Genomic DNA, 22111 nt, shown 5'->3' with positions numbered 1-22111 from the left:
GGGCGCGGGATTGCAATGGAAGCATGCAATGGAAGCATTGATAGCCCTGGTGGTACTGGTTCTGCTGGCCATCCCGCTGCTGCTGGTGGTAGCGCTGGTGATGATTGCCGGCCTGCGCCGCCGTGTGGCCGCGCTGGAAGGTGCCTTGGCCGCCGCGCCGGCCGCCCGCCCGGCTGCAGCCGAGCCTGCGCCGGAACGGGCTGCGCCCATGCCTGCGGCCAGTGCCGATCCACCGTTCCTGCGGCCGGTCGCCGTTGCTGCACCGCCCCAGCCAACGCCGCCGCCGGTGCACGAACCGGTGCCTGCGGCAGCGGAGGCGCTGCGCCCGGTCGCACCACCGCCGGTGCCACCCGTGCCAGTGCAGCCGCCGTTGCCTTCCGAACCGACGCTGCCGAACTTCATCGAGCGCGGCATCGGAGCGGTCAAGCGCTGGTTCACCGAGGGCAACGTGCCGGTCAAGATCGGCATGCTGGTGCTGCTGGCCGGTGTTGCCGCGCTGTTGAAGTACGTCAGTGACCAGGGCTGGCTGGTGCTGCCGATCGAGCTGCGCCTGGCCGGTGTCACCGTGGGTGCGCTGGGCCTGCTGGCGTTCGGTTGGCATCAGCGCGACCGCCGGCGCTTGTTCGCACTGGCGCTGCAGGGCGGTGCCATCGGCGTGCTGCTGCTGACCATCTTCGCCGCGTTCAAGCGGTTCGAGCTGCTCAACCCCGGGTTTGCCTTCGCCAGTTCGATCGCGCTGGTGGCCGGGCTGTGCGTGCTGGCGGTGGTGCAGAACTCGCGCACGCTGGCGGTGCTGGGCATCCTCGCAGGCTTCATGGCACCGCTGTGGCTGTCCACCGGCAGCGGCAACCACGTGGGGTTGTTCAGCTACTACGCGGTGCTCAACGCCGGCATCTTCGCCATTGCCTGGTTCCGGCCGTGGCGCGCGCTGAACCTGCTGGGCTTCGCCTTCACCTTCGGCATCGGTACGTTCTGGGGCGTGCTGCAGTACGCGCCGGACAAGTTCAGCAGCACCGAGCCGTTCCTGCTGCTGTTCTTCGCCTTCTACCTGCTGATCCCGCTGCTGTACGCACGCCGGCAGCCCGCCGGGCGGCGTGACCTGGTCGACGGCAGCCTGGTGTTCGGTACGCCCTTGGTCGCCTTCTCGCTGCAGGCCGGCATGCTGCACGAGCAGCCGATGACGCTGGCGCTGTGCGCACTGGGCCTGGCGGCGATCTACGCCGTACTGGCGCGGGCACTGATTGCGCGCGCGTCGTACACCGTGCTGGCGCAGTCGCATGCGGTGCTGGCGGTGGGCTTCGCCACGCTGGCGGTGCCGCTGGCCTTGTCGGCGCGTGCCACCGGCGCGGTGTTCGCGCTGGAAGGTGCAGGCCTGGCCTGGCTGGGCCTGCGCCAGAAACGCTGGCTGCCGCAGGTGTCCGGTGCGTTGTTGCAGATGGGCGCGGCGTTCGCTTTCGTGGCCGGTGGCGATCACTGGCATGAGGACCTGCGCTTCCTGCTCAACCCGACCGCGATCGGTGCACTGCTGCTGGCCGTTGCCGGCTTCGCGTCGGCCTGGAGCTACCAGCGCAGGCAGCGCCACGAGATTGCCCTGGTCTACTACCTGTGGGGCCTGCTGTGGTGGCTGGGTGGCCTGGTGCACGAGATCACCCGGTTCTTCCCGTACCGCACCGAAGTGGATGCACTGCTGGTGCTGGCTGCGGTGACCGCATGGCTGGCCGCCGAGGTGCAGCGCCGCCAGCCGGCGCGTGCGCTGGGGATGACCGCACTGACGATGCTGGCGCTGGGCTTCCCGCTGGCGCTGATGCAGAGCGATGCGCACCAGCAACCGTTCGCCGGCTACGGTGCGCTGGCCTGGGCGGCGTTCGCGGTACTGGGTGTGCGCACGCTGCTGTGCCTGCGCCAGGGCGGCGACACCGTGGCACGCATCGCGCAGTTCCTGTGGTGGCTGCTGTGGCCGTCGCTGCTTTCGCTGCTGGCCCTGTGGGGCGGTGGTGAAGCCGGGCTGGCACAGGGCTGGACCACGTTGCTGGTGACGCTGCCGTGGCTGCTGATGGCGGCGCTGTCGCTGTGGCGCTGGAATGCGCTGCGCTGGCCGCTGGGTGAGGCGTTCGATCGCGTGCGCCAGCCGCTGCAGTGCGTGCTGTTCGGCCTGTTGTCGATCGGCTGGCTGTCCGGCCAGCTGTTGCCGGGCGATGCCGCGCCGCTGCTGTGGCTGCCGGTGTTGAATCCGGCGGAGATCGGGCAGTGGCTGAGCCTGCTGCTGCTGGCGCGTTGGCTGTACAGCGATCAGGCGCCGCAGGCGCTGCTGGGTATCCGCGTGCCGCTGCTGTCACTGGCAACCTTCGTCGCGCTGACCAGCGTTGTGCTGCATGGCGTGCATCAGTGGGGCGGCCTGTCGTGGAACGCGTCGATGATGCGCTTCAGCCTGGCGCAGACCAGCCTGACCGTGCTGTGGAGCGTGCTCGGCGTGATTGCCTGGGTGTGGGGCTCGCGCCGTGGCCAGCGCGTGTTGTGGATGGTGGGTGCGGTACTGATGGGCGTGGTGCTGGCCAAGCTGGTCATCGTCGATCGCCAGCACCTGGGCAACCTGCTGGGCATCGCATCGTTCATCGCCTACGGCCTGCTGTGCACGGTCGTGGGTTATCTGGCACCGGCACCGCCGAGCGCGGCGCCGACCGTGGAGGAAAAACAATGAAGACGTGGAGCAGGGCGCTGCTGCCGGCGATGTTCGGCATGCTGGCCGCCGTCACCGCACAGGCCGCCGATTACCGTACCCAGTACGCCGAGCAGTGGCCGCTGACGTTGTCCAGCGCACAATCGGGTGCCTACCGTGTTGTGCTGGAACCGGCGATCTACCGTCGCGCCGGTAGTGCGGACCTGGGCGATGTGCAGGTGTTCAATGCCGCCGGCCAATCGTTGCCGTCGGCATTGCTGGCGCCGGACCAGCCGCTGGCACAGCCGCCGGTGCAGCGTGAGCTGCCGTGGTTCGCGTTGCCGCCGCTGGCCGAAGCGCAGCGCAACGACCTGCAGTTGCTGACCGAGCGCGATACCGATGGTCGCGTACGCCGGGTCGAGGCGCGTGTGGGTGGTGGTGCGGTAGCGAACGGGCAGGGCGGTTGGCTGATCGATGCCAGCGTGCTCGGCCAGCAACCATTGGCGGCACTGGTGCTGGATTGGGCGGACAGTGGCCAACCGTTGCAGGCACAGGTGCAGCTGGACGTCAGCGACGACCTGCAGCACTGGCGTGCGATTGGCCGCGACATTCCGCTGGTGGATCTGCAGCGCGCCGGCAAGCGCCTGCTGCAGCGCCGTCTGCAGGTGGATGGTGAAGCGCGCTATCTGCGTGTGCTGGCGCAGGGCGATGCCCGTCTGCCAACGTTGCGTAGCGTACTGGCCGAGCTGCCACCGGCACCGGCCACACTGCCGTGGGAGTGGTTGTCGCTGGAACCGACCTCGAAGCGCAAGGGCGAATACACCTTCGAGATGGATGGCCGCTTCCCGGCGGCGCGCGCTGACGTGGCCAGCACCGACAACAGCCTGGTGCAGTGGACATTGTTCAGCCGCGATGACGAGAGCGCGGAATGGCAGCGCCGTAGTGCACCGTGGATTGCCTATCAGCTGCAGCAGGGCGCCCAGGGCCAGCGTCAGCAATCGGCCGCGCAGCCGCTGGGCGGCGTGCATCGGGATCGTTACTGGAAGCTGGTAGCGAATCCGGCTGAAACGGCGACGGCTCCAACCCTGCGTCTGGGTTATCAGCCGGAAGTGCTGGTGTTCCTGAGCCAGGGCGCGGCGCCGTATGCCCTGGCGGTGGGCAGCTCGACTGCGCGCCGGATGGAGGCGCCGATCGGTGTGCTGATCGAGGAGCTGCGGCAACGCAATGATCCGTCGTGGCAGCCGACGCTGGCGCGCCTGGAAGGCAGCCCGGAGCCGCTGGCCGGTGAGTCGGCACTGAAGCCGCAGCACGACTGGAAGTCGTGGCTGCTGTGGGCGTTGCTGGGGCTGGGTGTGTTGGTTGTTGGCGGCCTGGCGGTCAGTCTGCTTCGGCAGAAGCCGGCGCCTTCGGCGTAGGTTCCGGCGAACGGCGCAGCCCCTCGTGGGTGGGGTTGGTCGTGTAAAGCAACAGCCGTGCTTGGCCGGGCGGGTGGGCTGGGAAGGGGACGCCGTGAATCCGTCCCTGGAGGCTTAGCCGCGCCATCCATGGCGCGGATACCCCTGCCCAGCCCACCCGCCCGGCCTCTGACGGTTTCCGTGTGCGTCCACCCACGGAAGAAAAAAATGAAGAGCAAAAGCAAAAGCAGCTTGGCTGCGCGCTCTTTGTAGAGCCGAGCCCACGCTCGGCTGCTGTTCGCGGAGACGGCCATCGGGGTCAGATCCGTTTTCCGCAGGAAAACGGATCTGACCCCTTCTTTCTCCATCCGACATCAGAAACTGCTTTTGCCTTTGCCATCCGCATCACCTCATGAACCTGTCTAGGCCGGGGTGGTGTGGGCTGGCAGGGGTATCCGCGCCATGGATGGCGCGGCTAAGCCCCCAAGGACGGGTTTACGGCGTCCCCTGCCAGCCCACACCACCCCGGCCCAGCCCCAGCATCACAAGGCGCCAGCGCTTTGGCTTCGGCCGTTGCTGTTGCCGTTGCCGTTGCCGTGCGCCTCTGCCTGCCGCAGGCATCGGCCCTCCCACCACCCGCACCCGATACAATGGCCGTCTGCCGTAGCCCGGCATCCCGTCCCTGAGCCAAAGAGTTGCCCATGTCCATCGTCCGCATGACCGACCTCGACCTCTCCGGCAAGCGCGTGCTGATCCGCCAGGATCTGAACGTGCCGATCGAGAATGGCCGCATCACCTCCGAACAGCGCATCACCGCTTCGCTGCCGACGCTCAAGCGCGCGCTGGAGCAGGGTGCGGCGGTGATGGTCACCTCGCACCTGGGGCGCCCGAAGGAAGGCGTGTGGAGCGAGGCCGATTCGCTGGCGCCGGTGGCCCAGCGCCTGTCCGAGCTGCTTGGTCGCGAGGTTCCGCTGGTGCGCGACTGGGTCGACGGTGTCGACGTGCAGCCGGGCCAGCTGGCGCTGCTGGAAAACTGCCGCATGAACGTCGGCGAGGGCAAGGACGATGAAGCCCTGTCGAAGAAGTACGCCGCCCTGTGCGATGTGTTCGTGATGGATGCCTTCGGCACCGCGCACCGTGCGCAGGCCTCGACCCATGGCGTCATCCGCTTCGCCCCGGTCGCTGCCGGTGGCCCGCTGCTGATGGCCGAACTGGACGCGCTGGCGCAGGCGCTGGATGCACCGGCCAAGCCGCTGCTGGCCATCGTCGCCGGCAGCAAGGTCAGCACCAAGCTGGAACTGCTGGCCAACCTGGTCGGCAAGGTCGATCAGCTGATCGTCGGTGGTGGCATCGCCAACACCTTCATCGCTGCCGCCGGCTACAACGTCGGCAGGTCGCTGTACGAGCCGGACCTGCTGGACACCGCGAAGAAGATCGTGGCCGATGCCAAGGCGCGTGGCGCCGATATCCCGCTGCCGGTGGACGTGGTCACCGCCAAGCAGTTCATGCCGGACGCGGTTGCCGAAGTGAAGGCGGTCGACGCCGTTGCCGAAGACGACCTGATCCTGGACATCGGCCCGCAGACCGCGGCGCAGTACGCGCAGCTGATCGGGAAGGCCGGTACCGTGGTCTGGAACGGTCCGGTCGGTGTGTTCGAATTCGAGGCCTTCAGCAAGGGCACCGAAGCGCTGGCCCGTGCCATCGCCAGTTCGCCGGCGTTCTCCATCGCCGGTGGCGGCGACACCCTGGCCGCGGTCGACAAGTTCGATATCGCCCAGCAGGTCAGCTACATCTCCACCGGTGGCGGTGCGTTCCTGGAATTCCTGGAAGGCAAGACCCTGCCGGCGGTGGCCGCACTCGACGCGCGCGGCGCATGAGTGCCGATCGCAGCAAGGATGTCCTGTTCTTCGACCTGGACGGCACGCTGATCGATTCGCAGGTGGGTATCACCGCCTGCATCGCCTATGCGCTGCAGAAGATGGACCATCCGGTGCCACCGCAGGAGACCCTGCTGGGCTGGATCGGTCCGTCGCTGCGCACCACCTTCGCGCCGCTGTTCGGTGAACCGGCGCGGGTGGAACAGGCGGTGGGCTACTACCGTGAGCGCTTCGACGTCGAGGGCTGGCGCGAGCACACGGTGTACCCGCAGGTGGAAGACACCCTTCGCACGCTGCATGGTCGTGGCCATCGCCTGGCGGTGGTCACTGCCAAGAACGAGCCGCACGCGCGCCGCATCCTTGCCCACCTGCCGTTCGGCGGGCTGTTCGAGGAGATCGTCGGTTCGACCCTGGATGGCTCGCGCAGCCACAAGCCGGAACTGGTCGGCGAAGCATTGCGTCGGTTGCAGGTGCAGCCTGCGCAGTGCTGGATGATCGGCGACCGCCGCATGGACATCGAAGGCGCACGCCACCACGGCCTGCGCAGCGTCGGTGTGTTGTGGGGCTTTGGCGGTGAGGCCGAACTCACCGAAGCCGGTGCCGGGCAGCTGGCCCGTGAACCGCCGCAGCTGGAAACGCTGCTGGCGTGATGCGCCGTTGATCGGTAGCGCCGGGCCACGCTCGGCGCCACCACCACCCTGCGCCAGCGTATGTCCGGCCGATGTCCGTTCCATGACCCGCGAAGTCAGGCGGCACAAGGCTGTAACCGTATACATGCGGCGTGAAGGATGTGCTAATTTCCGTTCTTTATCGGGAGAGGCCCATTCACCATGTTCGAGCGTCAGCGTCGCACCAAGATCCTTGCCACCCTCGGTCCGGCCACTGATCCGCCGGGCGTGCTGGAGGATCTGTTCCGCGCCGGCGTCAACGTGGTGCGCCTGAACTTCAGCCATGGCGATCCCTCCGGCCAGGCCAAGCGTGCTGCCGAAGTGCGCGCTGCCGCGGCCCGCGTGGGCGTGGAAGTCGGCATCCTGGCCGACCTGCCGGGCCCGAAGATCCGCATCGAGCGCTTCGCCGAAGGCAAGGTACAGCTGAAGGCGGGCAACCGCTTCGACCTGATCGCAAGCACCAGCGCCGGCCCGGGTGACGCCACCCAGGTGGGCGTGAGCTACCTCGGCCTGCCGCAGGACGTGGGTCCGGGCGATGTGCTGCTGCTCGACGACGGCCTGATGCAGCTGCAGGTGGTGGAAGTGCAGGGCGAACGCATCATCAACACCGTACTGAACGACGGTGTGCTGTCCGACCGCAAGGGCCTGAACAAGCAGGGCGGTGGCCTGTCGCTGGGCGCGCTGACCGAGCGCGACAAGGAACTGATCGGCATCGTCGCCAAGATCGGTGTCGACTTCATCGCCGTGTCGTTCTGCCGCAATGCGCAGGACATGAACGACGCGCGTGAGATCGCCCGCTCGCACGGCTGCGATGCCGCGCTGGTGTCGAAGATCGAGCGCACCGAGGCGATCGAGAACCTGGAAGAGATCGTCGAGGCCAGCGACGTGGTGATGGTGGCCCGTGGCGACCTTGGCGTGGAAATCGGCGATGCCGAACTGCCGGGCCTTCAGAAGAAGATCATCAAGGCCTCGCTGGCGCAGAACAAGGTGGTGATCACCGCCACGCAGATGCTGCAGTCGATGGTCGAAAGCCCGATCCCGACCCGTGCCGAAGTGCTGGACGTGGCCAACTCGGTCATCGATGGCACGGACGCGGTGATGCTGTCGGCCGAGACCGCTGCCGGTGCCTGGCCGGTCAAGGCGGTGGAAGCGATGGCGCGCATCTGCCTGGGTGCAGAGCGCCAGTTCCAGACCGAGACCGACTTCAACGCCTCGCCGCGCAACCTGGAACGTGCCGACCAGGCCATTGCCATGGCCACCATGTTCCTGTCGCAGCACGTGGGCGTGCGCGCGATCGTGGCGATGACCGAATCCGGTGGCACCGCCCGCTACCTGTCGCGTTTCCGCGCCAAGGCGCCGGTGTTCGCGGTCACCCGCCACGACGGTGCACGCCGCCAGATGGCGCTGATGCGCGATGTCTACCCGATCAACTTTGACAGCCGTGGCCTGACCCCGCGTGAAGCCGCACGCGGCAGCATCCGCCTGCTGGTGGAAGCCGAACTGCTGCAGGCCGGTGACCGCGTCGTGTTCACCAGCGGTGAGCACATGGAAACCCTGGGCGCGACCAACACCCTGCGCCTGCTGGAAGTGGGCGAAGACGGCCGCGCCAGCGGCCTGGGCGATCTGTAAACCCAGGCGGCCCCGGGTCGGAGCCGCTGCGCGGGTCCGACCCGGGGTCAGATCCCCGAAGGGGGCGTGACCCGGCGCAACAGGACATCGCCTGTCCGGTGCGGACATTGGAATCGTTTCCAGACCGCCCTGCACGTCGGTGCAACGGGCGGCGGGGCTATACTTACGTTTTTCCCGCACCCGCCACAGGAAGTACATGAGCATCGAACAGCTGGCTGAAACCGCCCAGGCCATGGTTGCCCCGGGCAAGGGCATCATCGCGATCGACGAATCCACCGCTACCATCGCCAAGCGTTTCGCAGGCGTCGGTATCGAGAACACCGAGGAGAACCGTCGTGCCTACCGCGAACTGCTGCTGACCACGCCGAAGCTCAACGAGCACATTTCCGGCGCGATCCTGTTTGACGAAACCATCCGTCAGTCGACCAAGGACGGCGTGCCGTTCGCCAAGTACATGGCCGACCACGGCATGATTCCGGGCATCAAGGTGGACAAGGGTGCGCACCCGCTGGCCGGCTGCCCGGGCGAGCTGGTGACCGAAGGCCTGGACGGCCTGCGCGAGCGCCTGCAGGAGTACTACAAGCTGGGTGCGCGCTTCGCCAAGTGGCGTGCGGTGATCAACATCGGCGAAAGCATTCCGTCGGGCACCTGCATCGAGTCCAACGCCCACGCGCTGGCCCGCTATGCCGCCCTGTGCCAGGAATGCGGCCTGGTGCCGATGGTCGAGCCGGAAGTGATCATGGACGGCGACCACGACATCGAGACCTGCTACGAAGTCACCGAAGCCACCCTGCGTTCGCTGTTCGATGCCCTGTACCAGCAGAACGTGCTGCTGGAAGGCACCATCCTGAAGGCCTCGATGGTCATCTCCGGCAAGGGCTGCGATGAGCAGGCCGACGTCGAGGAAGTGGCCGAGTCGACCGTGATGTGCCTGAAGAGCACCGTGCCGGCCATCCTGCCGGGCGTGGTGTTCCTGTCCGGTGGCCAGAGCGACGAGCAGTCCACCGAGCATCTGAACGCGATGAACCAGCTGGGCAACCTGCCGTGGCCGCTGAGCTTCTCCTACGGCCGCGCCATGCAGCAGGCCGCGCTGAAGCTGTGGGCCAAGGACATGAAGGGCAACTACGCTGCCGCCCAGAAGACCGTGTACGAGCGCGCCAAGGACAACGGCCTGGCCGCGCTGGGCAAGTGGAACGGTTGATCCGTCCCATCGCAGGATGAACAGGGCAACGCCGGCATCACGCCGGCGTTTGCTTTTGCGGGTATCTTTTCCGCCCCCACGCACCGGGCCGGTGTGCGGGACATACATGGAAGGCCAAGGAGAAAAAACATGCGTTTGGCAGCAATCACACTGGCCGTCGCCACGGTCCTGATCGCCGGCGGTTGCAACCGCATCGGTGGCGGTGGTGACGCAGGCAAGGCCGCGTCGCTCGATTTCGACAAGCCGGTGTCCGGCGAGATCACCTCGCGCAGCGGCATCAACTTCAACGACGGCAGCCATCACCAGCTGTACCAGATCAAGCTGGAAGACAGGGAACTGGTCGGCCTGAAGCTCACCGGGGCACTGACCGGTTCGATCGCCGTGTTCAACAACGGCAGCCTGGTGTCCACCAGCAATACCGGTTACGAACGCGAAGGCGATGTCTCGCTGGCCTTCCGTGCCAACGGTGGCGGCACCTACCAGGTGGCGGTCAACGCCAACGGTCCGAGCGCCTTTGGTCCGTACCGCCTGCGCGCCGAGAAGCTGAAGCCGTACGACGGCAAGCCGCTGGTGGGCAGTGGTGAGATCGTCGATATGCTGGCCAGCAACTCGCAGGACTACACCCTGCAGGTGGAGAAGGCGGGCCTGTACGAGATCCGCCTCGTCTCGGATGTCTTCGATCCGGTGCTGAAGCTGTCCGGCCAGGGCGTGGATGACGAGAACGATGACGGCGGCGACAGCACCAACTCGCGCCTGAACCTCTCGCTGAAGCCGGGCAAGTACACCCTGACTGCACGCGGCCTCGGCGACGGCGTCAATGGCATGTTCACCCTGTCGGCCACCCGCATTGAACTGCCAGGCAACCTGGTGGATCGCGATGGCACGGCACTGCCGAAGTCGGGCAGCGCGTACACCATGCTCGACAACGAAGGCCGCCGCCGCTTCCTGCTGACCCTGGATCGTCCGGCCGACGTGCGTCTGGATGCGATTTCCAGCCAGGTCGATACCGTGCTGCGCGTGGTCGGCGGCGACGTCGAGCTGACCGACGACGACGGTGGCAATGGCACCAATGCACGCCTGGAAGAGACGCTGCCGGCCGGTCACTACACCGTCGACGTGTCCAGCCTGAACAACGGTGCGGGCCTGGTGGAAGTGCGCGTGCAGGTCGAAGGTGCCAGCGCCGACGGTGCTGCCGCCTCGGCCGCACGCGCCGCTGCGGATGCAGCTGCTGCCGTGGCCGATGACGCCGCTGCTGCGGTGGAAGCAGCCAGCCGTTGAGGTGATCCACACGTAGCGTGGATGACCTCAAGGCCGCAACGGGAAAGGCCGGGCAATGCCCGGCCTTTCCTTTTACCGGAAGTGCTGCGGTTCAGTGCGCAGCGGCGAAGCCCGCATCGCCCAGAGGCGGCAGCATCGATCCGCGCGGTTCGTTGTCCGTGCTTTGTCCCGCGGCGCTCAATGCCTGCTGGTAGGCCTTCGCCGTAGCAGTGTTGAACGCCACCAGCACGATGCGCATCGGCTGTGCATGGCTGCGCTGCCACGCCAGTGTTTCCGTCACTGCGATCTGTGCGGCCTGGTACAGCGGATAGCCATACACACCGCAGCTGATCGCCGGGAACGCGATCGACTTCACGCCCAGCGACTCGGCCAACTGCAGCGATTTCCAGTAGCAGTTGGCCAGCAATGCCGGTTCGTCGCGCTGGCCGTCGTGCCAGACCGGGCCCACCGTGTGCAGTACATGCCGCGCAGGCAATGCGTAAGCGTCGGTGGCGCGCACTTCGCCGGTCGGGCAACGCACGCCCGGACGCAGTTCCGGCAACTGCTCGCACTCGGCCAGCAATGCCGGCCCGGCAGCGCGATGGATCGCGCCGTCGACGCCGCCGCCGCCGAGCAGTGTTTCATTGGCCGCGTTGACGATCGCATCCACCGCCAGGGTCGTGATATCGCCCTGCCAAACTTCGATCTTCATGCGTCCGTCTCCTGCCTGTGAGGTGTTCCGCGCAGCATCTGCGCCGGCTGTTCCCACGGTAGGGGACAGGGCATCGATACTGCGTCATGACCGTCTCACGCGCTGCGATCCGACGGCCTTCACGCACGATGGCGGGCGACGCCTTCACGCAGGCTGAAGCAGAAAGGGCTCAGAGCTTTTTCCCGCACGAAAAAGGCTCTGACCCCTGCGATCCATGGTTCTGGCAAACCGGGTCAGAGCCCTTTCCCTGCAGGAAAGGGATCCGACCCGATGCATCACGGCAGGCCGGCCAGCCAGTCGTCGTCGGAACCCTCATTCACATCGGCGAACAGCGGTGTGGAGAAATAGCGCTCGCCGGTATCGGGCAGCATTGCCAGGATCACCGAGCCCGGTTCAGCGCGGGCGGCCACGTCCAGCGCGCTCGCCACGGTGGCGCCGGCGGAAATGCCGACGAAGATGCCTTCCTCCGCAGCCAGGCGACGCGCGGTGGCGATCGCGCGGTCATCTTCTACCGAGACCAGTTCGTCCACCACATCGCGGTTGAGCACGTCCGGCACGAAGTCCGGGGTCCAGCCCTGGATCTTGTGCGGCTTCCAGTCATCGCCCTTCAGCAGCGCGGCGCCGGCCGGTTCGGTGGCGATGATGCGGGTCTGCGGGCGCGCGACCTTCAGCACTTCGCCCACGCCGGTAAGCGTGCCGCCAGTGCCCCAGCCGCTGACGAAGTAGTCCAGCCGCTTGCCGGCGAAATCGCGCAGGATCTCGGCGGCGGTGGTGTTGCGGTGGTAGGCCGGGTTGGCCGGGTTGGCGAACTGGCTGGCCAGGAACCAGCCGTGCTGCTCGGCTAGTTCGGCCGCCTTGCGCACCATGCCGCTGCCGCGCTCGGCGGCCGGGGTCAGGATCACCTTGGCACCATAGGCGCGCATCAGCTTGCGGCGCTCCACCGAGAAGGTCTCGACCATGGTGGCCACGAACTTGTAGCCGCGCGCGGCGGCGACCATCGCCAGTGCCACGCCAGTGTTGCCTGAAGTGGCTTCGACAATGGTGTCGCCCGGCTTGAGCAGGCCGCGTGCCTCGGCGTCGAGGATGATCGCCAGCGCCAGACGGTCCTTCACCGAACCGCCCGGGTTGAACGACTCGACCTTGGCGTAGACGCTGACCTGCGGGGGCGCCAGGCGCTGCAGCCTGACGATGGGGGTGTTGCCGACGGTATCGAGGATGGAGTCGTACAGGGCCATGGAAGCGCTCCGGAAACGGGGCCGCGCCGGGCTTCGGCGGGCGAAGGGGGAGGGCTGGCTGTTCAGGCCAGCGGCTGCCGGCTGACCGTAGCGCCGGCATATGACGCCCGGAAATGACCAGATACCTTTCTTAAACAACCTTTGGTTATAAGCTGGTGACGGCAATTGACCCTAGAGTGGACCTCCGCCCCACGCCGCCTGCCTCCCATGACGCTGACCCAGCTGCGCTACCTGGTTGCCATCGCCGACGCCGAGCTGAACATCACGCTGGCCGCCTCGCGCGTGCACGCCACCCAGCCCGGTCTGTCCAAGCAGCTCAAGCAGCTGGAGGACGAGCTGGGTTTCCTCTTGTTCGTGCGCAAGGGCCGCAGCCTGGAGTCGGTCACCCCGGCCGGCACCGAGGTCATCGCCCGCGCCCGCGCGGTGCTGGCCGAGGCCAACAACATCCGCACCTACGCGGCCAACCAGCGCCGCGAGAGCCAGGGCCAGCTGATCCTGACCACCACCCACACCCAGGCGCGCTTCGTGCTGCCGCCGGCGGTGGCAGCGATCAAGCAGGCCTATCCCCAGGTGAGCGTGCACCTGCAGCAGGCCGGTGAAGCCGACGCGCTGGACCGCCTGAACCAGGGGGATGCCGATATTGCGATCATCAGCACCGCTGGCGGTGAGCCCACCGATGGCATCGCGGTGCCGCTGTTCCGCTGGCGGCGCCTGGTGGTGGTACCGAAGGGCCACCCGCTGGACCGCGCCGGCCGCGCCCCAGACCTGGCCGCGCTGGCCCGGCAGCCATTGATCAGCTACGAATCCTCGACCCGGCCGAATTCCTCGTTGCAGCGCGCCTTCGCTGCGAACGGCCTGGTGCCGGATCTGGCGCTGACCGCGCTCGATGCCGACCTGATCAAGACCTACGTACGTACCGGTCTGGGCGTGGGCCTGCTGGCGGAGATGGCGGTCAGTTCCAACGACGAAGACCTGAGGTCGTGGCCGGCCCCGGAGCCGATCACTGAGTGCATTGCCTGGGCGGTGCTGCCTCGCGATCGCGTGCTGCGTGATTACGCGCTGGAGCTGGTGCACGTGCTGGCACCGCAGATCGATCCGCGTGATCTGCGCAGGGTGCTGGATGGCAACCAGGCGGCGGCGTGGCCGGTGCCACCGACGTGGGAGTCACTGACCCAGACCATCACGGTGTGAGGGGTTGGTCGAGCAGGGCTTGCAGCCCTGCACCTGCTGCGGACAAAGGCAACAGCAACAGCAACAGCAGAAGCGGCATTCCGTGGGTTGGCGGGGCGGTGTCGGAGTGCGGGGACGCTGCAAGTACGTCCCTGTAAGCTTGGCAGCCGCATCCATGCGGCTGACACCCCGCACTCCGACACCGCCCCACCTCTGACAGATCCTGGCGGCTGTTGGTAGGTGTCGACCTTGGTCGACACGGTAGATCCACGCCATGCGTGGATGCATTTCGATTCCAATTCGAAATATTCGATTCCGATGGAGATTCATCCACGCATGGCGTGGATCTACTGCAGATCGCAGAAATCTGTCGAAGGCGGGGTGGGTCCGGTTGCGGGGGCGTGAGCCGCATGGATGCGGCGACCGAGCTTACATGGACGTACTTGCAGCGGCCCCCGCAACCGGACCCACCCCGCCTACTCACAGGAAGCCAGCTTTTGATGTTGCTTCGGCTCTTGCCGTGGACGTGGCCTCTGCGGGTGCAGGGCGCAGCCCTGCCGAAAAACCCCTCCTGCGACGGTTCGTCGCACGGGCAACCCTGGACCCGGCTCTACACTAGCGGGGTGACCCGCCTGTCCCGCCCGCAGCGCCTCCTGCTCCAGCTCGCCGTCCTGGCGACGCTGTTGATGGTGCTTGCGCCGCTGGTCAGCCGCGCGCTGCAGGCGCAGCCGATGGAGCATGCCGCGATGGCAGGCATGGACCACGCCGCCATGGGCCATGACATGCACGACATGGCCATGGCCGGGCACGATCAGCACGGCGCCGCGCCGGCCGCGCCCAGCCGCCCGCCCGACCCCCACGCCATGCACGGCGAAGCCTGCGAATACTGTGTGCTGGCCATGCGCCTGCTGCCGTGGCTGGCGGTGCTGGTGCTGCTGTTGCCGCTGCTGTGGCGGCCGCGGCTGGTGTTCCCGTGGTCGCAGCAGGTGCTGCCGGCGCTGCGTTGGCCGGCGCATGCCGCGCGCGGGCCGCCGCGCCTCTCCTTCGTCCGCTGATATCCCTATCGAATCTGCCGCACGACGCCTGACCGGGCGCCGTGCGCGCGTGCGTACTTTGGAGCTGTTCCGATGAAAATGACTTCCCGCCCCGCGGGCGCCTGCGCGCGCCTGCCGGTTGCCCTTGGCCTGGCCGTGGCCGCGTCACTGGCCCACGCTGCGCCTGCCGAAGAGGCACGTACCCTCGACACGATGGTGGTCACCGCCGCCGCACCGTCGTCCCCGCTGCACTGGGTGACCGACCCGCGCCTGCCGCGGCAGCCGGTGCCGGCCAGCGACGGTGCCGATTACCTGAAGACCGTTCCCGGTTTCTCCGCCATCCGCAACGGCGGCACCAACGGTGACCCGGTGCTGCGCGGCATGTTCGGTTCGCGCCTGAACATCCTCAGCAACGATGGCAACCTGATCGGTGCCTGCCCGTCGCGCATGGACAATCCGCTGTCCTACATCGCGCCGGAAAGCTTCGACCGGCTGACCATCATCAAGGGCCCGCAGAGCGTGCGCTGGGGGGCGGGCGCGTCGGCCGGCACCGTGCGTTTCGAGCGCGATACGCCGCGCTTCGAGGAGCCGGGCCTGCGTGCCGATGCCAGTGCGCTGGTCGGTTCGCGCAACCGCAACGACCAGGTGCTGGACCTGACCTTGGGTAACCCGACAGGCTACGTACGCGCCAGCGGCAACCGTTCCGAAGCCGATGACTACAAGGACGGCCACGGTGACGTGGTGCCATCGAAGTGGCGCAAGTGGAACGGCGACGTGGCCATCGGCTGGACGCCGGATGCCGACACGCTGCTGGAAATTTCCGCCGGTGCCGGTGATGCGATCGCGCGTTACGCGGGCCGTGGCATGGACGGTGCCGCGTTCGAACGCACCAGCTACGCGGCGCGTTTCGAGAAGCGCAACCTGCCGGGGGCATGGGACACGTTGCAGGCCAACGTGTACTACAACAACGCCGACCATGTGATGGACAACTACACGCTGCGCACGCCGAACCCGAACAGCATGATGCCGATGCCGATGGCGTCGAACGTGGATCGCCGTACCCAGGGCGGCCGGGTCAGTTCCGAGTGGCGCTGGCAGGATGTGCAGCTGGTGGCGGGTATGGATGGCGAAGACAGCCGCCATCGTGGCCGCATGGGCATGGGCCGCGACACCTACCGCCAGGCCGCCTGGGAAACCGATGCCAACTTCCGCCGCTATGGCGTGTTCACCGAGTTGACCCTGGGTGCGGGCACCGACCAGCGCTGGATCAGCGGCCTGCGCATCGACCGCGCCAGCGTCCGCGATGAGCGGCAGTCGGTGCGCGGGATGATGGGCAACCGACCCAATCCCACGGCCGGGCAAACGCGCAAGGAATGGCTTGGCAGCGGCTTCCTGCGCTACGAGCAGGACCTGGCCGATGGCCTGACCTGGTACGCCGGCCTCGGCCACAGTGAACGCATGCCCGACTACTGGGAGCTGTTCTCGCCCAACCACGGCCCGGCCGGTGCGGTGAACGCGTTCACCGGCGTGCAGCCCGAGCGCACCACCCAGCTTGATGTGGGCATGCAATACAAGGGGCCCCGTGTGCAGGCCTGGGTCTCGGCGTACGCCGGGCAGATCCAGGACTACATTCTGTTCACCTACCACGGCAGCGGCATGATGGGCATGAGCCAGGCCCGCAACGTTGATGCACGTATCGCTGGTGCCGAGGCGGGCCTGGAAGTGAGCGTGGCCGAGCAGTGGAAGCTGGGCGGCACGCTGGCCTATGCCTGGGGCGAGAACCGCGACCAGCATCGCCCGTTGCCGCAGATGCCACCACTGGAAGCACGCCTGAGCGCGAACTGGGAAGGCCAGCGCTGGAGTGCCGGTGCGCTGCTGCGCGCGGTGACCCACCAGCATCGTGTCGCAAATGGCCAAGGCAATGTGGTCGCGCAGGACCTGGGGCCGAGTGCCGGCTTCGCCACCTTCGCGCTCAACGCTGCTTACCGCTTCAGTTCGCAGCTGCAGCTCAGCGCGGGCGTCGACAACCTGTTCGACCGTGCCTACAGCGAGCACCTGAATCTGGCCGGCAGCGCCGACTTCGGTTTTCCGGCTGACCCGGTGCGCATCAACGAGCCGGGCCGCAGCATGTGGATGAAGGTGAACTACCGGTACTAATCCGCCGGGTGTAAAAAAAAAACCGGGGCCGGATCCCCGCCAGGATCCGCCCCCGCCCGACGCCCTCTGCCGGGCAGCTTCGACTCTACGATGGCAACGCCTGCGGTGCACGGCTGGATACACCTCGACACATGCCGACACCGCTGCGGTCAGCCTTGCACGGAACGGGTTCACGGCGCTATCGCGACGCCGGTTCCACGCCAGTAAACGCTTGGCACATATCGCTTCTGTGGGCGCTTGCCTACACTCGGCGGCCGTGGATCACTCAGGACCGTTCATGTTGGCTCGCATCGCTTCGACCCTGGCCCTTGGCCTCAGCCTGGCCGTGCTGGCCGGGTGCGCGGGCAAACAGGAGGCCGCCGCCCGTCGGCAGGGAGAAGCGGTGCCGGTCACCGCGCAGGTCGTGCAGTCCACGCAGTGGAATGACACGCTGCAGGCACTGGGTACGGCCAAGGCGCGCGAATCGATCAGCGTCACCGCCAAGGTCAGCGAGATCGTCGAGAAGGTGCACTTCGAAAGCGGCCAGCATGTTGCCGCTGGTGCGCCGATCGTGACCCTGCGCGGGCAGGCCCAGGAGGCCGCGCTGGTGCAGGCGCAGGCCACCTTCCATGAGGCCGACCAGCTGTACAGGCGCCAGCGCGAGCTGGCCACGCAGCGGCTGGTGTCCAGCGCCACGCTGGATACGCAGAAATCGATCCGCGATGCCGCCGAGGCGCGTGTGGCGCAGATGCAGTCGGACATCGGTGACCGCCGCGTGCGTGCACCGTTCGCCGGTGTGCTCGGCATCCGCCAGGTCAGCCCGGGCACGTTGCTGACGCCGACCACGGTGATCGCCACGCTCGACGACATCGAACACATGCACATCGATTTCCAGGTGCCGGAAGTGGAACTGGCCGCGCTCGGCGTCGGTGACAAGGTCAGTGCCACCAGCGTGGCGTGGCCGGGCCGTACCTTCGAGGGCGTGGTCAGCACCGTCGACGCACGCATCGATCCGGCTACCCGTGCGGTGACCGTACGTGCCGACTTCGCCAACGGCGACCATGCCCTGCGCCCGGGCATGCTGCTGGACGTGCGCCTGTTCCACCCCGAGCGCCCGGCGCTGGTGATTCCGGAAATCGCCGTGGTGCAGGTCGGTCGCGATACCTTCGTGTACCGCATCACCGCCGACGACAGCGTCGAGCGCGTGGATGTGGTCACCGGCGCGCGCCGTGCCGGCGTGGTCGAGATCAGGCAGGGCCTGGAAGCGGGCCAGCGCATCGTGGTCGATGGCACCGGCAAGCTGCGCCCGGGCCTGAAGGTCGCAGCCAAGGACGCGGCACCGGCTACGGGTGCCAAGCCGGCTGATGCACCGGCGCCGGTCGCGGCCGAGGGCCACGGCGGATGAAGCTGTCCGACATCTCCATCCAGCGGCCGGTGTTCGCCGTGGTGATGAGCCTGTTGCTGCTGGTGCTGGGCGTGATGTCCTTCACCCGCCTGACACTGCGCGAACTGCCCGCCATCGATCCGCCGATCGTTTCGGTATCGGTGGATTACACCGGCGCTTCGGCCGCGGTCATCGAAAGCCGCATTACCCAGGTGCTGGAAGATGCGCTGGCCGGCATCGAAGGCATCGATACGATCAACGCGCGCAGCACCAACGGCCGCTCGCAGGTCAGCATCGAATTCACCTCCAACCGCGATATCGAAGCGGCGGCCAACGATGTGCGCGATGCGGTCAGCCGCGTCGCCGACCGCATGCCGGAGGAAGCGCGTCCGCCGGAGATCGCCAAGGTCGAGAGCGATGCCGACCCGATCATCTGGTTCAACATGGTCTCCTCGACCATGGACACGCTGGAGCTGAGCGACTACGCCGACCGCTACGTGGTCGATCGTTTCTCCAGCCTCGATGGCGTGGCCCAGGTCCGCATCGGCGGCCGCCAGCGCTATGCGATGCGGATCTGGCTGGACCGTGACCAGCTGGCGGCGCGCGGGCTGACCACCGGCGACGTGGAAACCGCGCTGCGCAACGAGAACGTGGAACTGCCGGCCGGCCGCATCGAATCGACCGACCGCGATTTCACCCTGCGCGTGGAGCGCAACTACATCAAGCCCGAAGACTTCGCGACCATCCCGCTGGGCAAGGGTCGTGACGGTTACGTGGTGCGCATGGGCGATGTGGCGAAGATCGAGCTGGCCTCGGCCGAGCGCCGCGCGTACTACCGCAGCAACGGCGAGCCGGGCATCGGCCTGGGCATCGTCAAGACCTCCACCGCCAACTCGCTGGACGTGGCGCGTACTGCGCGCGCTGAAGCCGAACGGGTCGCGCTGACCCTGCCCAAGGGCACGCAGATCTTCGTTGCCTTCGACAACACCACCTTCATCGAAGCCGCGGTGGACCGCGTCTACGCCACGCTGGTGGAGGCGATGATCCTGGTGCTGGCAGTGATCTGGCTGTTCCTCGGCAGCTTCCGCGCTGCGCTGATTCCGGCGGTGACGGTGCCGGTCTGCCTGGTCGCCGCGTTCATCGCGCTGTATGCGTTCGACTTCTCGATCAACCTGCTGACCCTGCTTGCCCTGGTGCTGTGCATCGGCCTGGTGGTGGACGATGCGATCGTGGTGGTGGAGAACGTGCAGCGCCGCATCGACCTGGGCGAGCCCCCGCTGGTCGCCTCCAAGCGCGGTACCACGCAGGTCGCCTTTGCGGTGATCGCCACCACCGCGGTGCTGGTGGCGGTGTTCCTGCCGGTCGGGTTCCTGGAAGGCAATACCGGGCGCCTGTTCCGCGAACTGGCAGTGGCGCTGGCGGCGGCGGTGGCGTTGTCCGCCTTTGTGGCGCTGACGCTGACGCCGATGATGGCCTCCAAATTGCTCAAGCCGCATACCGGGCAGGCACCGCGTGGCCTGCATGGCTTCATCAACCGCAACCTGGAACGCCTGGCCGGGGCCTATGGGCGGGTGCTCGACCACCACGTGGACCGCACCTGGATCTACCTGCTGGTGATGGTGGCCGCACTGGCCGCCAGCTGGGGCCTGCTCAAGCTGCTGCCGTCGGAACTGGCGCCGGCCGAAGACCGCGGTTCGTTCCAGATCATGATCGACGGCCCGGAAGGCGCCGGCTACGACTACACCGTGCAGCAGGTGCAGCAGGTGGAATCGATGCTGGCACCGCATGTTGGCCCGGACAAACCGATCGTGCGCGCCAATCCACGCGTGCCCGGTGGTTGGGGTGCCAGCGAGGAAATGCACACCGGCCGCGTCAGCATCTTCCTGCAGCCGTGGCGCCAGCGCAGCGAAGGCACGCCGGAAGTGGCCAACGAACTGCAGAAGGAACTGGACACCATCCGCGGCGTGCGCGTGCGTACGCAGGTGGGCGGTGGCCTGGTGCGCAGCGGCGGGCAGCCGTTCCAGATCGTGCTGGGCGGCCCGGAATATGCCGAGATCGCGCAGTGGCGCGACCGTATCCTGCTGCGCATGGCCGACAACCCCGGCCTGGTCGGCCCGGACTCGGATTACAAGGAAACGCGGCCGCAGATGCGGGTCAACATCGACCGCCAGCGTGCGGCCGACCTCGGCGTGCCGGTCACCGCGATCGGTTCGGCACTGGAAACCATGATGGGCTCGCGCCGCGTCACCACCTTCGTCGACAACGGCGAAGAGTACGACGTGCTGGTGCAGGCCGGTCGCGATGGCCGTGCCAGCCCGGCCGACCTGGCCGCCATCCGCGTGCGCGCGACGTCCGGCGAACTGGTGCCGCTGTCCAACCTGGTCACGCTGAGTGAGGTGGCCGAGGCCGGCACCCTGAACCGCTTCAACCGCCTGCGCTCGATCACCATCAACGCGGGCCTGGCGCCGGGCTATCCGCTGGGTGAAGCCATTGCCTGGGCGCAGCAGGTCACGCGCGAGGAGCTGCCGCAGTACGCACAGGTGAACTGGAAGGGCGAATCGCGCGAATACCAGAGTGCCGGTGGCGCGGTGCTGCTGACCTTCGCCATGGCGCTGCTGGTGGTCTACCTGGTGCTGGCCGCGCAGTTCGAGAGCTTCATCCACCCGCTCACCATCATGCTGACCGTGCCGCTGGGCGTGCTCGGCGCGCTGGTCGGGTTGTGGGTGAGTGGCGGTACCGTGAACCTGTTCAGCCAGATCGGCATCGTCATGCTGGTCGGCCTGGCCGCGAAGAACGGCATCCTGATTGTTGAATTCGCCAACCAGCTGCGTGACGACGGAAGAACCGTGCGCGAGGCGATCATCGAATCGGCGATGGTGCGCCTGCGCCCGATCCTGATGACCTCGATCGCCACCGTGGTCGGCGCGATTCCGCTGGTGGTGGCCGGTGGCCCCGGTTCGGCCAGCCGTGGCACCATCGGCATCGTGATCATCTTCGGTGTGACCCTCTCGACGTTCCTGTCGCTGTTCGTGGTGCCGGCGTTCTACGCGCGGCTGGCGCCCTACACCCGCTCGCCGGAAGCGGTGAAGCGCGAGCTGGAGAAGCAGGAGGCGGAGTCGCCGTCGGTGGGTGGGCATGCCTGATCCGACCACCGTGCTGCGAGGCGACGGCTTCCAACTGCGCCCCTGGCGCCCGGATGATCTGGAATCGCTGCTGCGCCATGCCAACGACGCCGAGGTATCGCGGGGCCTGCGTGATCGTTTCCCATACCCGTACACGCGCGAGGATGGCGAGGCCTTCCTCGCCGGTCGCGTGCTGGCCCCTGGCACCCTGAACCTGGCCATCGAGATCGACGGCCAGGCCTGCGGCAGCGTCGGGGCCCAGCAGGGCAGTGCCGAGCGCGGGCACATGGCGGAACTGGGCTACTGGCTCGGCCGGGCCTACTGGGGCCAGGGGCTGATGACCCGGGTGGTCGGCCTGTTCGCACCCTGGGTGATGGACGAGCTGCGCCTGTTCAGGCTGCAGGCCGGGGTGGTCGACTTCAACCTCGGCTCGGCCCGGGTGCTGGAAAAGAACGGTTTCCAGGAAGAAGGCGTGGACCGCTGCGCGGTCTACAAGCGCGGGGTGCTGCACGACCTGCGCCGCTTCGCCCGGGTGCGCACGCAGCTGCCCTGAACACGCGGGCCGGCCGCGGTAGAGCCGAGGCCGTGCTCGGCCGCCGTCATCACCACGCCGAGCATGGGCTCGGCTCTACAACA

General features: G+C 67.5%; 15 protein-coding genes. 13 read left to right on the top strand and 2 right to left on the bottom strand.

What is annotated here, in order from left to right; genetic code table 11:
• Positions 1-28: 28 nt before the first annotated feature.
• The 7 genes from ACSYS9_RS19580 to ACSYS9_RS19550 all read left to right on the top strand — a co-directional run bounded on the left by ACSYS9_RS19580 (position 29) and on the right by ACSYS9_RS19550 (position 10703).
• Positions 29-2698, top strand: a complete 2670-nt coding sequence (locus tag ACSYS9_RS19580; protein ID WP_071229431.1) for a DUF2339 domain-containing protein — start codon at positions 29-31, stop codon at positions 2696-2698.
• A complete protein-coding gene (locus tag ACSYS9_RS19575; protein ID WP_049422663.1) occupies positions 2695-4071 on the top strand; it encodes a DUF3999 domain-containing protein in 1377 nt (458 codons plus the stop codon). Before ACSYS9_RS19580 ends, ACSYS9_RS19575 begins: the two co-directional genes overlap by 4 nt.
• A gap of 680 nt (positions 4072-4751) precedes the next feature.
• A complete protein-coding gene (locus tag ACSYS9_RS19570) occupies positions 4752-5927 on the top strand; it encodes a phosphoglycerate kinase (RefSeq protein ID WP_071229430.1) in 1176 nt (391 codons plus the stop codon).
• Positions 5924-6577, top strand: a complete 654-nt coding sequence (locus ACSYS9_RS19565; RefSeq protein ID WP_071229429.1) for an HAD hydrolase-like protein — start codon at positions 5924-5926, stop codon at positions 6575-6577. Before ACSYS9_RS19570 ends, ACSYS9_RS19565 begins: the two co-directional genes overlap by 4 nt.
• A 180-nt stretch (positions 6578-6757) precedes the next feature.
• Positions 6758-8224: a pyruvate kinase gene (gene pyk, locus ACSYS9_RS19560; RefSeq protein ID WP_032127871.1), complete on the top strand. Its 1467-nt coding sequence runs from the start codon at positions 6758-6760 to the stop codon at positions 8222-8224.
• Between the two features lie 196 nt (positions 8225-8420).
• Positions 8421-9425 (top strand): class I fructose-bisphosphate aldolase, encoded by a 1005-nt coding sequence (locus ACSYS9_RS19555; protein ID WP_010481439.1) that lies wholly within the window; start codon positions 8421-8423, stop codon positions 9423-9425.
• 129 nt (positions 9426-9554) lie between these two features.
• Positions 9555-10703, top strand: a complete 1149-nt coding sequence (locus ACSYS9_RS19550) for an ABC transporter substrate-binding protein (RefSeq protein ID WP_071229428.1) — start codon at positions 9555-9557, stop codon at positions 10701-10703.
• 91 nt (positions 10704-10794) lie between these two features.
• On the opposite strand, the gene ACSYS9_RS19545 is transcribed toward ACSYS9_RS19550, so the two are convergent.
• Both ACSYS9_RS19545 and cysK read right to left on the bottom strand, forming a co-directional pair.
• A complete protein-coding gene (locus ACSYS9_RS19545; RefSeq protein ID WP_032127873.1) occupies positions 10795-11394 on the bottom strand; it encodes an O-acetyl-ADP-ribose deacetylase in 600 nt (199 codons plus the stop codon).
• A gap of 275 nt (positions 11395-11669) precedes the next feature.
• Positions 11670-12629 (bottom strand): cysteine synthase A, encoded by a 960-nt coding sequence (cysK, locus tag ACSYS9_RS19540; RefSeq protein ID WP_014038293.1) that lies wholly within the window; start codon positions 12627-12629, stop codon positions 11670-11672.
• Positions 12630-12836: 207 nt separating this feature from the next.
• Between cysK and ACSYS9_RS19535 the strand changes: the two genes are divergently transcribed.
• From ACSYS9_RS19535 to ACSYS9_RS19510, 6 genes are all read left to right on the top strand, one after another.
• Positions 12837-13820: a LysR family transcriptional regulator gene (locus ACSYS9_RS19535; protein WP_043403003.1), complete on the top strand. Its 984-nt coding sequence runs from the start codon at positions 12837-12839 to the stop codon at positions 13818-13820.
• 602 nt (positions 13821-14422) lie between these two features.
• Positions 14423-14854: a DUF2946 domain-containing protein gene (locus ACSYS9_RS19530; RefSeq protein ID WP_032130216.1), complete on the top strand. Its 432-nt coding sequence runs from the start codon at positions 14423-14425 to the stop codon at positions 14852-14854.
• Between the two features lie 72 nt (positions 14855-14926).
• A complete protein-coding gene (locus tag ACSYS9_RS19525) occupies positions 14927-16990 on the top strand; it encodes a TonB-dependent copper receptor (RefSeq protein WP_071228523.1) in 2064 nt (687 codons plus the stop codon).
• A 277-nt stretch (positions 16991-17267) separates the two neighbouring features.
• Positions 17268-18374, top strand: coding sequence for an efflux RND transporter periplasmic adaptor subunit (locus ACSYS9_RS19520; RefSeq protein ID WP_071228524.1), 1107 nt, complete (start codon positions 17268-17270; stop codon positions 18372-18374).
• Positions 18371-21496 (top strand): efflux RND transporter permease subunit, encoded by a 3126-nt coding sequence (locus tag ACSYS9_RS19515; RefSeq protein ID WP_071228525.1) that lies wholly within the window; start codon positions 18371-18373, stop codon positions 21494-21496. The genes ACSYS9_RS19520 and ACSYS9_RS19515 overlap by 4 nt, the downstream gene beginning before the upstream one ends.
• Positions 21489-22028, top strand: a complete 540-nt coding sequence (locus ACSYS9_RS19510; RefSeq protein ID WP_049399968.1) for a GNAT family N-acetyltransferase — start codon at positions 21489-21491, stop codon at positions 22026-22028. Before ACSYS9_RS19515 ends, ACSYS9_RS19510 begins: the two co-directional genes overlap by 8 nt.
• The last annotated feature ends 83 nt before the right edge of the window (positions 22029-22111 follow it).

It is taken from the genome of Stenotrophomonas sp. STK17_22 (genome assembly GCF_051983905.1).
GTDB lineage: Bacteria > Pseudomonadota > Gammaproteobacteria > Xanthomonadales > Xanthomonadaceae > Stenotrophomonas > Stenotrophomonas maltophilia_A.
The sequence above is the reverse complement of the archived record's forward strand: the minus strand, read 5'-3'. Positions and strand labels throughout refer to the sequence as shown.

Bases quoted from the DNA above. Each gene is read 5' to 3' on its own strand.
- pyk (WP_032127871.1), top strand. From the start codon at position 6,758: ATGTTCGAGCGTCAGCGTCGCACCAAGATCCTTGCCACCCTCGGTCCG.
- ACSYS9_RS19580 (WP_071229431.1), top strand. From the start codon at position 29: ATGGAAGCATTGATAGCCCTGGTGGTACTGGTTCTGCTGGCCATCCCG.
- ACSYS9_RS19550 (WP_071229428.1), top strand. From the start codon at position 9,555: ATGCGTTTGGCAGCAATCACACTGGCCGTCGCCACGGTCCTGATCGCC.
- ACSYS9_RS19520 (WP_071228524.1), top strand. From the start codon at position 17,268: ATGTTGGCTCGCATCGCTTCGACCCTGGCCCTTGGCCTCAGCCTGGCC.
- ACSYS9_RS19535 (WP_043403003.1), top strand. From the start codon at position 12,837: ATGACGCTGACCCAGCTGCGCTACCTGGTTGCCATCGCCGACGCCGAG.
- ACSYS9_RS19515 (WP_071228525.1), top strand. From the start codon at position 18,371: ATGAAGCTGTCCGACATCTCCATCCAGCGGCCGGTGTTCGCCGTGGTG.
- cysK (WP_014038293.1), bottom strand. From the start codon at position 12,629: ATGGCCCTGTACGACTCCATCCTCGATACCGTCGGCAACACCCCCATC.
- ACSYS9_RS19570 (WP_071229430.1), top strand. From the start codon at position 4,752: ATGTCCATCGTCCGCATGACCGACCTCGACCTCTCCGGCAAGCGCGTG.
- ACSYS9_RS19510 (WP_049399968.1), top strand. From the start codon at position 21,489: ATGCCTGATCCGACCACCGTGCTGCGAGGCGACGGCTTCCAACTGCGC.
- ACSYS9_RS19555 (WP_010481439.1), top strand. From the start codon at position 8,421: ATGAGCATCGAACAGCTGGCTGAAACCGCCCAGGCCATGGTTGCCCCG.
- ACSYS9_RS19525 (WP_071228523.1), top strand. From the start codon at position 14,927: ATGAAAATGACTTCCCGCCCCGCGGGCGCCTGCGCGCGCCTGCCGGTT.
- ACSYS9_RS19575 (WP_049422663.1), top strand. From the start codon at position 2,695: ATGAAGACGTGGAGCAGGGCGCTGCTGCCGGCGATGTTCGGCATGCTG.
- ACSYS9_RS19545 (WP_032127873.1), bottom strand. From the start codon at position 11,394: ATGAAGATCGAAGTTTGGCAGGGCGATATCACGACCCTGGCGGTGGAT.
- ACSYS9_RS19565 (WP_071229429.1), top strand. From the start codon at position 5,924: ATGAGTGCCGATCGCAGCAAGGATGTCCTGTTCTTCGACCTGGACGGC.